Origin of the sequence: Sneathiella aquimaris (assembly GCF_026409565.1) — a bacterium.
Taxonomy (GTDB): domain Bacteria; phylum Pseudomonadota; class Alphaproteobacteria; order Sneathiellales; family Sneathiellaceae; genus Sneathiella; species Sneathiella aquimaris.
The window spans coordinates 131,969-144,169 of record NZ_CP112881.1; the positions used below are offsets into that span (position 1 = coordinate 131,969).

General features: G+C 45.2%; 15 protein-coding genes. 11 read left to right on the forward strand and 4 right to left on the reverse strand.

Going from position 1 to position 12,201, the window contains the following annotated elements; genetic code table 11:
- Positions 1 to 396 precede the first annotated feature (396 nt).
- The 9 genes from OIR97_RS00720 to OIR97_RS00760 all read left to right on the forward strand — a co-directional run bounded on the left by OIR97_RS00720 (position 397) and on the right by OIR97_RS00760 (position 5,709).
- Positions 397 to 723 carry a hypothetical protein gene (locus OIR97_RS00720; protein ID WP_169543837.1) on the forward strand — a complete coding sequence of 109 codons (327 nt, stop codon included), beginning with the start codon at positions 397 to 399 and terminating at the stop codon, positions 721 to 723.
- A 140-nt stretch (positions 724 to 863) separates the two neighbouring features.
- Complete coding sequence (locus tag OIR97_RS00725) at positions 864 to 2,312, forward strand: multicopper oxidase family protein (protein ID WP_169543838.1); 1,449 nt, start codon at positions 864 to 866, stop codon at positions 2,310 to 2,312.
- 31 nt (positions 2,313 to 2,343) lie between these two features.
- Entirely contained in the window at positions 2,344 to 2,799 is a 456-nt protein-coding gene (locus OIR97_RS00730) for a DUF411 domain-containing protein (RefSeq protein ID WP_169543839.1), read from the forward strand.
- A gap of 12 nt (positions 2,800 to 2,811) precedes the next feature.
- Complete coding sequence (locus OIR97_RS00735) at positions 2,812 to 2,949, forward strand: hypothetical protein (protein ID WP_169542757.1); 138 nt, start codon at positions 2,812 to 2,814, stop codon at positions 2,947 to 2,949.
- Positions 2,946 to 3,551, forward strand: coding sequence for a TlpA family protein disulfide reductase (locus OIR97_RS00740; RefSeq protein WP_219821614.1), 606 nt, complete (start codon positions 2,946 to 2,948; stop codon positions 3,549 to 3,551). Before OIR97_RS00735 ends, OIR97_RS00740 begins: the two co-directional genes overlap by 4 nt.
- Positions 3,552 to 3,554: 3 nt before the next feature.
- Positions 3,555 to 3,842 carry a hypothetical protein gene (locus tag OIR97_RS00745; protein WP_219821615.1) on the forward strand — a complete coding sequence of 96 codons (288 nt, stop codon included), beginning with the start codon at positions 3,555 to 3,557 and terminating at the stop codon, positions 3,840 to 3,842.
- Positions 3,843 to 3,886: 44 nt separating this feature from the next.
- Positions 3,887 to 4,153 carry a hypothetical protein gene (locus tag OIR97_RS00750; protein WP_169543840.1) on the forward strand — a complete coding sequence of 89 codons (267 nt, stop codon included), beginning with the start codon at positions 3,887 to 3,889 and terminating at the stop codon, positions 4,151 to 4,153.
- Between the two features lie 84 nt (positions 4,154 to 4,237).
- Entirely contained in the window at positions 4,238 to 4,936 is a 699-nt protein-coding gene (locus OIR97_RS00755) for an SCO family protein (protein ID WP_169543841.1), read from the forward strand.
- A 32-nt stretch (positions 4,937 to 4,968) separates the two neighbouring features.
- Complete coding sequence (locus OIR97_RS00760) at positions 4,969 to 5,709, forward strand: cytochrome c biogenesis CcdA family protein (RefSeq protein WP_169543842.1); 741 nt, start codon at positions 4,969 to 4,971, stop codon at positions 5,707 to 5,709.
- Positions 5,710 to 5,905: 196 nt separating this feature from the next.
- Here the strand turns inward: OIR97_RS00760 and OIR97_RS00765 are convergent, their stop codons facing one another.
- Complete coding sequence (locus tag OIR97_RS00765; protein WP_169543843.1) at positions 5,906 to 6,577, reverse strand: cytochrome c biogenesis CcdA family protein; 672 nt, start codon at positions 6,575 to 6,577, stop codon at positions 5,906 to 5,908.
- A 655-nt stretch (positions 6,578 to 7,232) separates the two neighbouring features.
- Between OIR97_RS00765 and OIR97_RS00770 the strand changes: the two genes are divergently transcribed.
- Entirely contained in the window at positions 7,233 to 7,523 is a 291-nt protein-coding gene (locus OIR97_RS00770) for a hypothetical protein (RefSeq protein WP_219821616.1), read from the forward strand.
- 61 nt (positions 7,524 to 7,584) lie between these two features.
- Here OIR97_RS00770 and lspA read toward each other — a convergent pair whose 3' ends face one another.
- The 3 genes from lspA to OIR97_RS00785 form a co-directional block, all read right to left on the reverse strand.
- Complete coding sequence (gene lspA, locus OIR97_RS00775; RefSeq protein ID WP_169543844.1) at positions 7,585 to 8,058, reverse strand: signal peptidase II; 474 nt, start codon at positions 8,056 to 8,058, stop codon at positions 7,585 to 7,587.
- Positions 8,055 to 10,241, reverse strand: coding sequence for a heavy metal translocating P-type ATPase (locus OIR97_RS00780; RefSeq protein WP_169543845.1), 2,187 nt, complete (start codon positions 10,239 to 10,241; stop codon positions 8,055 to 8,057). The genes lspA and OIR97_RS00780 overlap by 4 nt, the downstream gene beginning before the upstream one ends.
- Before the next feature lie 310 nt (positions 10,242 to 10,551).
- The gene (locus OIR97_RS00785) at positions 10,552 to 10,971 is read right to left on the reverse strand and encodes a MerR family transcriptional regulator (RefSeq protein ID WP_169543846.1); all 420 of its coding nucleotides are present in this window, start codon (positions 10,969 to 10,971) and stop codon (positions 10,552 to 10,554) included.
- Positions 10,972 to 11,233: 262 nt separating this feature from the next.
- Here OIR97_RS00785 and OIR97_RS00790 point away from each other — a divergent pair, with 262 nt between their 5' ends.
- A complete protein-coding gene (locus OIR97_RS00790) occupies positions 11,234 to 11,929 on the forward strand; it encodes an IS6 family transposase (protein WP_169543847.1) in 696 nt (231 codons plus the stop codon).
- Positions 11,930 to 12,201 lie beyond the last annotated feature (272 nt).

Sequence of the window (12,201 nt, forward strand, 5' to 3'; positions counted from 1 at the left end):
CATAGCATTTAGTGTTGTACCAAATGCGTGCCAAGAAAAATAAAATGCAATTAAATTAAATCAATTAACTAAACCAATAAGCAGTCCAGTTCATCATGGGGACAATGCTTATGGTGCGGTCGAGTTTGGTCACGGGTACCTCTTTAATAATGGCCTTCATATAAGGAAAATGTAGGAGGGTTTAAAGGAAAAAGGGCCTCGTCTAGTTTGGTGTGGTCGTTTTTAACAAAACCACTAGCTTCAAAATGGATCAAACCATAAGAAGGGGCATAAGATACAGAAACCTAAAAAACAAGCCTTTTAGGGCAGTTAGTGCCTGTAACATATTGAGATGTGTCACCATACCGTGACAATTTGTCCATTGACAAAAACATGCGAAGCCATATTTATAAGAGCATGAAATCTGTTTTTTCAAACATAAGCATTCTCCTGATTGCGCTCATATTTTCCGGATTGTTAGAAATCACTCCGGTCAAAGCAATGATGCTGGACAGCATGCAAGTTGAGATAACGAATTGTCAAGATTGCACTGAAGCTGGCAATATGAAGAGTGTCGGTGCTGCCTGTTCCAGTGTCTGTGTTGTATCTGTAATCGCCGATAAAGCTGCACTTGATGCAACTAGACTACGTACCGCTGAAAAAACACAATTTGAACGTCAGATTTCTCGCTTAAAAGAACGCGGTGAATTTCCTGAACCTCACCCTCCTAAACACACATCCTAATTGGTGCTAGCCCTGCGTTTTAGCAGATGATGGCTGGCGCATGCTTGTTATAGCCTTTTTTCGCTAACCAAGCAGTTGCGATCTGCAGAAGACATTTGTGTCTTTTGCGGCTGGAACAACGCCTGATGGATGTTTAACTTATGAAAAATAGACGAGTCTCGAAATTTACGCGCCGAAGCGTAATTTCATCGAGTGCAGCCGCTGCAATTGGAGCTATAATCCCGAACCTGTGGATGCCAAATGCCAATGCTTCCTCAGACATGGAGGTAACTCTTCATGCCGCCCCTGGCCAAAGTAAATTTAATTTTGACTCTGCAGAACCCACAACTTTTTGGCGCTTTAATGGATCAGTTCCGGGGCCCGAAATTCGTGTCCGCCAAGGAACGCGCTTACGTATAATTGTTGAAAATGGGTTGGCGGAAGAAACGACGGTTCATTGGCATGGCGTTCGCACGCCAAACGCTATGGACGGGGTGCCTCATTTAACTCAAAAGCCGATCTCACCAGATAGCCAATTTGTATATGATTTTAGGGCGATTGACGCTGGAACTTACTGGTACCATCCCCACCAGCGAAGTTTCGAACAAGTTGGTCGTGGTCTCTACGGGCCCCTAATTATCGAGGAAGCTAATCCAATACGAGTTGATCGCGATGTGACGTGGATGTTGGATGACTGGCGCCTGAACCAATCCGGTGGGATTGAAGAGGATTTTGGAAATTCCCACGATATGAGCCACAGTGGTCGAATAGGGAATTTCGTCACCCTTAACGGGAAGAAACCGGATGCCTTCTCGGTCAGGAAAGGAGAACGTATACGTCTCAGACTGATAAATGCGGCGAATGCCCGTATCTTTGGGCTGGATTTTCAAGGGCACGACCCACTGATTATTGCATTGGATGGACAACCCGTTACCCCACATTCGCCGGAAAACAATCTTGTTGTTCTCGGCCCTGCTATGCGAATTGATCTAATTTTGGATATGTCGGGAAATGTCGGAGACGACAACGGCGTGATTGATCGATTTTATGACGGCTTAACATATCAACTAACCAATATAAAATACTCTGATGTGATCGTCAGGAATGATCGTCCCAACTGGCCAGTTCAATTGCCAGACAACCCTCTAAAGGAGCCTGATCTTAAAACGGCAAAACGTCATGAAGTGATTTTCTCCGGCGGCATGATGGGCAATATGGTTGCACGGGACATGGGGATAAATGTGACATCGCCCCGTTCAATGATGGGCATGATGCATTCTAAAAAAATATGGTTCATCAATGGAGTTGCCGCTGAAGGGCACATTATGGACCCTATGCTCAATTTGGACCTTAACCGCAGTCATGTAATTGCGATGACAAACGCTTCCGCGTGGTATCACCCAATTCATCTCCACGGCCATTCTTTTAGGGTGATTTCTCGAAATGGGGAGAAGACCAAGCATCAGGAATGGCAAGACACAGTTTTAATGGCGCCGCGCGAAACCGTGGAAATAGCTTTTGTCGCCGATAATCCGGGTGATTGGATGTTTCACTGCCATATTCTGGAGCACCAAGCGAGCGGCATGATGGGGGTTATTCGCGTTGCTTGAAAAGTTGCATACTTGAAGAAGGAAAATTTAGATGAATAAAAAAATTATGGGTGTAGGTGCACTTGGAACACTTGGTGCAATTGCTGTTGCGGCCTACTTGTTTTACGGACAAGAGGTGGTGGCAACTGAGGTTACGCTTTATAAAAATCCGCAATGCGGATGCTGTGAATCATATGCAGATTATCTTCGGGAAAATGGTTTTACCGTTACTGTAAAGCCCACGCATGATCTGGTGCCTATGAGTAAAAAGGCTGGAATTCCAGAGGACTATCAGGGATGCCACCTCTCTGTCATCGATGATTACGTGGTGAGTGGGCATGTTCCAATTAATACAGTGAACAAACTACTTTCAGAAAAACCGGACATCAAAGGCGTGACACTTCCCGGCATGCCAACAGGGTCCCCAGGCATGGGAGGTCCCAAAACCGGATCATTCATAATTTATCAAATAAGTGACGATCAACCAACGATGTACTCGACAGAGTGAAGGAGCAGAAAAATGATGACCGATCCAAGCTGTATGTCAGGTGGAATGATGATGTGGGGAATGGGATTTGCAGGCCTTTTAGTTACTGTCTTGATCCTGCTCACAATTGCCGCCCTTGGTAAATATTTGTTTAGCGGTAAAAGTAAATGACACGGAAAATCGTTATTGTCTGCCTGATTGTCGTGGGATTGTTGGGTGTTGTGCTACTTGAGCCAATTTCGTTATTCAACGCCGATCAAGATGATGATACGGCGTCAGTATCTGATAGCAAAGGGCGTACATCACTGGAGGTTATGTCTCTTTATGAAAAACCACGTTCCCTGAATCCGATTTCATTTACTGATGTCGAAAGTTCCGACCTTGATTTATCTCATTGGCGTGGAAAATTTGTTTTGCTTAATATCTGGGCAACCTGGTGTGCTCCTTGCCGAGAAGAAATGCCAACCCTCGATAATTTGCAACGGCAATTAGGCGGTAAAAATTTTGAAGTTGTCGCTCTTTCAATAGATCAGGCCGGTGTCCCAGCCATACAAAAATTCTATACAAAAATTGGCATCAAGCACTTGGCTATTTACGTTGATCAAACCATGAAAGCATCAACGGATTTACAAACCTACGGGATTCCAACAACGTTGCTGATTTCGCCTGAAGGGCATGAACTTGGGCGGTTGGTTGGTCCGGCAACGTGGGACAATCCAGAAATGCTTACTTTTTTACGTCGCATCGTCAACCCTAAAACATTGGAGCCGTAAATCATGAAGCCCACTACACAACCAAACTCAAATATATTGATTGAATATATTGCCTATCACTATCGAAATCGTCGTTCGATGGTTCTATTAATTGGCGGGATTATTATTGCAACTCCGTTCTTGGCATTCAACTGGAGTTGGCTAACGGCAATTGGCGCGTCAGCTATTCTAATCAGTGTTTTGCCCTGCGCCATTATGTGCGCATTCGGTTTGTGCATGAAAGGTGGCAAAGACTGCTCGAAGAACTCGGCTACCGGCAATACTCCTGATGACGGCGACGGTAACCAGTAAAACCTGGCTTTCCCAGGGAAACTCGTAAAACAAAGGAAAATAGTATGAAAAAAACATCACTTATAATGGCGATAGCTGTTGGATTTCTAGGATCGATGTCATTTGCCTTGGCAGATGCCAATAAAACTGAAAGCCAGGACATGAAATCACACTCAATGATGCAGGATAATCAGATGCAGGGAGAAGATGGGAAATCGCAAAACATGTCCGGCATGATGAATATGATGAGCAAAATGGAACCCATGATGAAACAGTGTAGTGAAATGATGGAGTCAATGAACGATCATATGAAGTCCGAGAAGGACGCATAAAATCAATTGCAAACAGTAACGTAAAAGAAGTTGACCTCCCGCCAATGAAACTACGGCGGGAGGTCTTTTGATGAGTAAGAACTAATGAAAATTCAATATTTTATTCCGGCCATGATTTACAGTCTGGCATTCGCACTACAGGCAAGCGCCAATCACCCGGGCAGCAATCTTGATGATGTTATGAGTGAAAAAGAAACCTTTTTTCAAGCAATTAATGAGCCTGATGCACCATCATTTGAACTGATAAACGCGCAAGGTGAGTTGAAAAAGCTCGCAGATTATGAAGATAAAATAGTGGTTCTGAATTTTATTTTTTCGAATTGTGCCGGTGTTTGTCCCTTACATTCAGCTCGGATCGCTGACATCCAGGAAAAAATAAACAGCACTCCGATGAAGAGGCTCGTTCAGTTTATCAGTATAACAACAGATCCAGGTAATGATGTTGGAAGTACGCTGGAGGAATACGGCCAAACCCATGGGCTTGATCCTATAAACTGGGAATTTTTAACGAAAAAAGCAGACGATCCGGAAGATTTTACCCGAAAATTGGCCATGGAGTATGGCGTGAAATTCCAACCTGAAGAGGCGGGCCAGCAAATGCATGGTGTCGTGACGTTTATTATAGATCGAGGCAGCCGTTTCGCTGCCAAATTCCATGGTTTAAAATTCAAGCCAATTAATCTTATTTTGTACGTGAATGGCCTGTCGCACCAAGAGAAAAAGCAGAAACAAAGTTTTCTAGTTCGTTGGTGGGAAGTAATTTATTATTACTTCATTCACTAAGTTTGTTGCAACAGAACTGAAAGTCACAATTGATGATAGAGATCTCTGGTATTGGTATCGTTGCAACGTTTTTGGCAGGCATTATTTCGTTTCTGTCTCCTTGCGTTTTGCCTCTCATTCCAGGATATATTTCCTATATAGCGGGCAGCCAGAGAATAACTGTTTCTCCTGAATTTAAAATTCGAGAAAAGTTCGCAACAGCGGCGTTGAGTCTGTGTTTTATATTTGGTTTTTCTACAATTTTTATTGCTTTAGGGGCAAGTGCTTCAACTATTGGCCGGATGTTAATTGGATACAGTTATGAACTCAATCTAGTCGGTGGGGGTATTGTTGTCGCGTTCGGGCTGTTTATGATCGGGCTGGTGCAGCTAGATGTTTTACAAAGGGACGTTCGATTTCATCTTACAATTCCGGGAGGACGATCGGTCTCAGCCTATGTACTCGGCCTTGCTTTTGGGTTTGGGTGGACGCCTTGTATCGGCCCCATACTCGGCGCGGTATTAACTGTTAGTGCCGCAGCTGCGACCCTTAGGGAGGGTGTCGTCCTGTTGATGATCTACTCAGCAGGTTTAGGCGTCCCTTTTCTGCTTGCGGCAATTTTTACAGATAGCTTACGTCGAAAAATTCGAGATATAGGACGGTTGGGTCGCCGACTCCATCTGGGGGCGGGTGTCTTGATGATCGTGATGGGCATAATGATGATGACGGGACAACTTTCCAAGCTTTCATACTGGCTTCTGGACGTATTGCCAATTCTTGGGAAAGTTGGCTGATGGTAACATTTTGATACATTCAATGTGAAAGGTAGAAAGCTCTGGAAATTATACTTATATATTCAGATGATTACACCCGTCAGCTATCGTGAAGATAGGAAAATGCAGATATAATGGTAGTTGAAGCAATCACAACCGAACCAACCTGAGAGTTAATCTCAGCAGTTGCCCCATTCCTGAACTGGTTTTTTTGAGTTCATCTTCCGGCCCAATTAGCGGGATCAACGTAGAGCCCGAACCAGATTGACCACAGTCCAAGTAACGTGAATATGAGGCCAATAAGCCACCGCATTCGTTTCATTCTCTCTCCTAAATTTTCAAGGGATTTGGCAAGTGTTGGCACAAGTGCAAACACGGCGAGCGGAGAAGATAAAAATAGACCGAAGAGAAACATCATGCCGAAACCGGTCATAACCGTTCCCGTGGACGCAGCCAACCCAAGTAATCCAAACAAAATTGGCGCTGCACAGGCCGGAATATTAAGGCCGAAAGCCAACCCCAAGACAAACGGATTTTGCGCCTGCTTCCATGCGGCGGGCGCTAGGTTAATTCGCTGTTTGATGAAGCGGGCTCTACCAATAAGAAACGCAATACCGACGGCCAGATAGATTAATCCAAATATTAGCCAGATGCCTGTTTGTGCAGCGATTACTTTTTGACCAAGAAACGCAATCAAAGCGCCAAATAACCCTGCGATCAAAGAACGTGTCGCAACGAAGGTTAGAACGGCGTTCAACTTTTGACGGTTAGAACGGCCATTCTGCGTTTCGAGAAAGAGAAGATGTCCGCCTATTGTGCATGGTTCGACAAATCCTAATAGCCCTAAGCCGATTGGCAGGAGGACAAGTTCTAATAGTGTAAATTCCATATAACCTCACGTGACGTACGAACCATAATTCGTCCGGCAACAAGAACGCCAACCAGTCAGTTTTGTGCAAGGCGGTATAATTCAATTGGAGGTACATAATATCAGGTCAGCTCCTCATCGAACACGCATGTTTATTATTGGCAAGATATGTACCTCAGATGCGACCCCAATAGCGTAATAGAAACTGTTTTATTGCTGTTGTCTGCAAGTCACAGCAATCAATTCTGGGGCCAATGATTTAATAGTCAATCAAACTCTTCAATTAATTATTTGTATAACTTAATGGAACATTGGTACCAAAAAATTCCATGTAATCTCATGTGGAGCCAAATGTGTACTTCATGAATAAATATTGTTTAATATCTATTAGATAGATGGAATACCACTCCAGTCCATTATGGCACAATGCAGATATTTCGATCGATTTTGGTCACTTAAACCCAAAAATTATGGTCTACATGGTATACTCTTGTTTTGGATAACAATGAGCTTGGGAATTGAGGATGAGGGTCAAAGATACTTTTCATTCAGCATCACATTTCTGGTAGCATGCAAAGGTGCTAAAGCTTTTCACGATTGAAGTGGATGGAATAGAATGTAGCTTGAGGATGTCACAGAGGGAGAGCTGGTAGTTCCCAGTAAACTCGCAAAACTCTTGCGGACCGACGCAAAGGAGATTGCCTGGACGATTGGACTCGATGAGGGTGCCTTGAAACGCCGATCCTCTCCTCACGCTCCAGACACCCAAAGACGCCTTCGCGACCTTGTGGATGCGCTTCTGATCCTGACGCCACGCTTTGGATCGCCTCTCATGGCTTATGCCTGGTACCGGTCTGTACCCCTCGCTGGCTTTGCAGGTTGGACGGCCGTGCAGTTGGTTCAGGCCGGAAGGGTTGAGGAATTCTATTTATATCTGGAGTCCGTTGATGCGGGCGTGTTTGCCTGATCCGGGTCTCAATTGCAAGGCGGATTGCGGCGGGATGTAGAGCGGCAATCTCTATTGCATCTTATGAGTTTTTCTTCTCCGGGTCGGCTGGATAAGACTGCTTTATTGCATCCACAATAAGGCAAAAAGCACCAAGAAAAATCGCCGTATCTGCAAGATTGAAGGCTGGCCAATGCGCTTGCAGAAAATGAAAATCAAGAAAATCTATCACCTGTCCCCGTATAATACGGTCCGCCACATTACCCAAAGCGCCACCGAGGATCAGACAATATGAAAGCCTTGGCAGCCAAAGAGGCTTCTGGCGCAGCATCCATAAGAGCCAAACGGAAACACCGAGCGCAAGTACTGTTAAAAAATATCTTTGCCATCCTCCCGCATCAGCCAGCATACCGAACGCGGCTCCACTATTTTGGTAATAAACGAGATTGAAAAAAGGCGTGATCTGTATCGTCTCGCCATACGTGAAGCTATGGGCAATTGAAACTTTGACAATTTGATCCGCAAGCAACACCGTTCCAACAATTATCCAGTTCATTTTCGTAGTAACCTTAAGCCATTGCCAACCACCAACAAACTTGCGCCCATGTCGGCAAACACTGCCATCCACATGGTCGCATCGCCTGTGATAGTAAGGACGAGGAAGACAGCTTTAATACCGAGCGCCAGGGCAATATTCTGCGTAAGCACATGGGCTGTTGTTCGAGACAAACGTATAAAAGTAGGAATTTTGCGTAAATCATCGTCCATTAAAGCGACGTCGGCGGTTTCAATTGCCGTATCCGTGCCAGCAGCGCCCATGGCAAACCCAATATCAGCTCGCGCCATCGCCGGTGCATCATTGATACCGTCGCCAACCATTCCGGTTTTTCCTTCCGCCGACAGCAACTCAACTTCTCGCAACTTATCCTCAGGCAGCAAATTACCCTTGATACGGTCGATACCAACCTGATTGGAAATAGACGCCGCAGTATATGCGTTGTCTCCGGTAAGCATCATTGTACTTACACCCAAAGCATGTAATTCAGCGACGGCCTCTCGGCTCGTTTCTTTAACAGTATCAGCGACCGCAAATAGGGCTTCTACATTGCCATCATTGACAAGCATGACAACTGTTTTTCCCTGTTTTTCCAAGGCAAAGAGTGTTGCCTCAAATTCTGTCGTGATAACCCCCAATTCCTTTAACAGACGCAGGTTCCCGAGATGATATGTCCTCCCTTCGATGACGCCGCGCACCCCTCGGCCCGGCAGTGCCATGAATTCACCGACGTCTTGAAAACGAAGCCCATCTTGTTTGGCGACTAAGGCAATTGCGCGGGAGACAGGATGATCAGAGCGATCCCCCAGACTGGCGGCAATTTGCTGTGTTTTGGTGGGGTCCGCCCCGCCCCATGCCATTACCTCCGTTTGAACCGGCTTGCCATGTGTGAGTGTCCCGGTTTTATCAAGCGCCAACCATTTGAGCTTCCGACCATCTTCCAGATACACACCACCCTTAATCAAGATGCCATGTCGGGCAGCTGCCGCCAGACCGCTTACAATAGTGACCGGCGTTGAGATAACCAAAGCGCAAGGACAGGCTATCACCAGCAATACAAGTGCCTTGTAAACTGAATCTAACCATGTCGCTTCAAACAGCAAGGGGGGAAAGACGGCCACCATCAAAGCAAGTATAAATATCACAGGGGTATAAATTCGTGCGAATTTGTCGACAAACCGTTGAGTGGGGGCACGGCTACCTTGCGCATCTTCGACCGCGTGAAGAATACGTGCTAATGTCGAGTCACTTGCGGCAGATGTAACCTTATATTCCAGTGAGCCAGATTGGTTGACGGTTCCTGCAAAGACAAGATCGCCCTCCGCCTTCTCGATGGGCAAGCTTTCCCCGGTGATGAGCGCTTGATCCACAGTCGAAAAACCCTGCATAACGACGCCATCAAGGGCGATCCTCTCACCTGGTTTAACGCGGGCAAGACTTCCAATCGTGACTGACTTCGCATCAATATCTTCCCAGCTGCCGTCCTGCTGCTGAATTGTAGCTTGTTCCGGAGCAAGGTCCATTAATCCTCGAATGGCATTTCGAGCGCGATCCAGTGATTTGGCTTCAATGACTTCCGCCAAGGCAAACAAAACCATTACCATGGCAGCTTCAGGCCAATGTCCGATAAGGACAGCTCCAGTAACTGCGATAGACATCAATGCATTTATATTGAGGTTGAAGTTTTTAAGGGCAATCCAGCCCTTCTTGTAAGTCGGCAATCCGCCGCCTGCAATGGCGACACTGGCGAGTAGTATCACCAGCCAATTACTGTCTCCATTGAACCAGTAAACAAATTCTGATAGCGCGGCCATAATACCCGACAACGTCAGCGCCCAAAGCGTAGTATCGGACTTAGGTTTAGAAGGCTCTGCGCTACCTTCCTCTTGCAATTTTGCCTCAAACCCCAAGGACTTTAGTGCGGCTAGGATTTCAGGAAGAACATTATTCCCATGGCCGACTTTCAGTTTGCGTTGGATTAGATTGAAATCCAGCGATGCCACGCCGTCTATTTTGTCAAGTTTGGTACGGATCAATTTTTCTTCGGTCGGACAATCCATGTTCTCGATGCTCAACGTTGTGACTTTTTCTGCCATATGGGACTCCAGAGAAAAGCGGGTTATTTCTGACGTTTCATTATTTGATTGTACGTCATAGCGGTCCTTGGCTTTTCTCTCACGCATGGCAACTCCTTGCCTAAGTAGATCAGATCTTACGGATTGTAATACCTCTAGTAACTATAGGGTCAATAGGTTTTTTTGATGCTTCAGAAGATCGTGAGATCATGGGTCCATCATTTCAAAATATCTTTAAATATCTTGGTCATCTGTATTTATTTCAGCGCAGTTTCTCCAATCCAAACGGAGGTGTCAGGTAGGGCGTTTGCCGCACAATGGCAATCGAGCTATATTTCATGAGAGGATCTCCACATGTCCGCTGAATTCAGGGCTTGCTATGACCGGAAGGAATATCGACAACGTTATGTCAACGATTTCAATCTAAATGATCACTCTCACAGAGATTATGCTTTGAAAGCGATTCAATTACATAACATTTCCCAACATTGTTGCCGGAGCATTTAGTGGCGATACGGGATAATTCCTTTTCCAGGCCCTTCAATTGTTTAATACGAGTCCTTATTGCGGCGAGGTGATTATTAGCAATTTTATTCGCTTCCACACACGATTTTTCTGGACTATTGCTCAGCTCCACTAGTTCCTTAATATCACTAATACTTAAACCAAGATCACGAGAATGCTTAATAAAAGACAGCCGATCGATACCATACTTATGGTAGCGCCTCTGATTTCCTTCAGAGCGCTCAGGTGTTTCTATAAGCCCCATTTGTTCATAGTACCGAATAGTTGGGATTTTTACACCTGTGTGTCGCGAAAGCTCGCCTATGGAATACATCTGGAACTTCCCTAAATCTATGGTTGATGGCGAAATCGAATGGCGTCAGCTTAAAAGCAACACTTCATACCAATCCATTTTTGAGCCGTATGCATTAAAACAATACATAATATGTGCAAGTAAAAGTTATCAACAACAAAACGGCTTACCTTGGGCTTCTATTTCCTAGCCAATTGCACTAAGTATTGGAAATTCAGAGATAAATGGGTGTTGTCACATTAACTTTGTGGCGAGAAAATTAATGATGATCTAATCTCGATCAATGCAAAATATCTCCTATTCCCGGCATCGTTTCCCGCCCCACATCATTCAACATGCTGTTTGGTTGTATGCTCGTTTTACGCTGAGCTACCGGGATGTTGAAGATCTGTTGGCCGAACGAGGTTTGGATATTTCCGACGAAACCGTTCGTAGATGGTTTTTCAAATTTGGCGAACCAATTGCCAGTAACCTGAGACCTACCCGCCCTACTCCCAATGATATTTGGCATTTGGATGAAATGGTGATCGTTATTCGACGAAAACGCCATTTTCTCTGGCGGGCGGTTGATAGAGAAGGTGAAGTATTGGATTTCCTCGTACAATCAAAGCGAAACACAAAAGCTGCCTTGAAATTAAAGCGTAAATTATTGAAGAAACAGGGCTTTGCACCAACGCAAATCGTGACAGATAAGCTGAGACCATATCACAAGGCATTTCGAACCTTAGGCTTAACTGCTGAGCATATCGACAACAAGAGATCGAACAATCGAGCCGAGAATTCACATCTTTCTGTTCGGCGAAGAGAGCGAAAAATGCAACGGTTCAAATCACCAGGATCTGCCCAGAGATTTCTCAATGTTCATTCCGCCGCCCACAATAGCTTTTACGTTCAACGTCACCTATTAAACCGAACTTACCTCAAGGAATGTCGCGCCGAAGCATTTAGCGTTTGGGAAACTGCAAGTACCGCTGCCTAAATATTGTTACTTCAGTTTCATCACGCCTGTCATAAGTTAATGGGACAATGCCTTCAAAACAACGACGGACGAGGGCGCTCTATCTTATAAAAGGTGAGCGCCCTCTTTTTTACACAGCACTCAGATTCTGCTTTTTTAACAAGGGCATCTGTTGACACTGGACGAGAGTTCTAACTCATGCATTCTATGGGTGGGGTAATACCCCTGCGGGCATTGTCATCTATGGACGCCCCTGACAATGCCTAGTGGACAACTAACTCGTTAAGTGAATA

Excerpts from the sequence above, each read along its gene's own strand:
- OIR97_RS00750 (WP_169543840.1), top strand. The coding sequence starts at position 3,887 with ATGAAAAAAACATCACTTATAATGGCGATAGCTGTTGGATTTCTAGGA.
- OIR97_RS00780 (WP_169543845.1), bottom strand. The coding sequence starts at position 10,241 with ATGCGTGAGAGAAAAGCCAAGGACCGCTATGACGTACAATCAAATAAT.
- OIR97_RS00765 (WP_169543843.1), bottom strand. The coding sequence starts at position 6,577 with ATGGAATTTACACTATTAGAACTTGTCCTCCTGCCAATCGGCTTAGGG.
- OIR97_RS00740 (WP_219821614.1), top strand. The coding sequence starts at position 2,946 with ATGACACGGAAAATCGTTATTGTCTGCCTGATTGTCGTGGGATTGTTG.
- lspA (WP_169543844.1), bottom strand. The coding sequence starts at position 8,058 with ATGAACTGGATAATTGTTGGAACGGTGTTGCTTGCGGATCAAATTGTC.
- OIR97_RS00720 (WP_169543837.1), top strand. The coding sequence starts at position 397 with ATGAAATCTGTTTTTTCAAACATAAGCATTCTCCTGATTGCGCTCATA.
- OIR97_RS00755 (WP_169543841.1), top strand. The coding sequence starts at position 4,238 with ATGAAAATTCAATATTTTATTCCGGCCATGATTTACAGTCTGGCATTC.
- OIR97_RS00790 (WP_169543847.1), top strand. The coding sequence starts at position 11,234 with ATGCAAAATATCTCCTATTCCCGGCATCGTTTCCCGCCCCACATCATT.
- OIR97_RS00730 (WP_169543839.1), top strand. The coding sequence starts at position 2,344 with ATGAATAAAAAAATTATGGGTGTAGGTGCACTTGGAACACTTGGTGCA.
- OIR97_RS00725 (WP_169543838.1), top strand. The coding sequence starts at position 864 with ATGAAAAATAGACGAGTCTCGAAATTTACGCGCCGAAGCGTAATTTCA.
- OIR97_RS00760 (WP_169543842.1), top strand. The coding sequence starts at position 4,969 with ATGATAGAGATCTCTGGTATTGGTATCGTTGCAACGTTTTTGGCAGGC.
- OIR97_RS00745 (WP_219821615.1), top strand. The coding sequence starts at position 3,555 with ATGAAGCCCACTACACAACCAAACTCAAATATATTGATTGAATATATT.
- OIR97_RS00735 (WP_169542757.1), top strand. The coding sequence starts at position 2,812 with ATGATGACCGATCCAAGCTGTATGTCAGGTGGAATGATGATGTGGGGA.
- OIR97_RS00785 (WP_169543846.1), bottom strand. The coding sequence starts at position 10,971 with ATGTATTCCATAGGCGAGCTTTCGCGACACACAGGTGTAAAAATCCCA.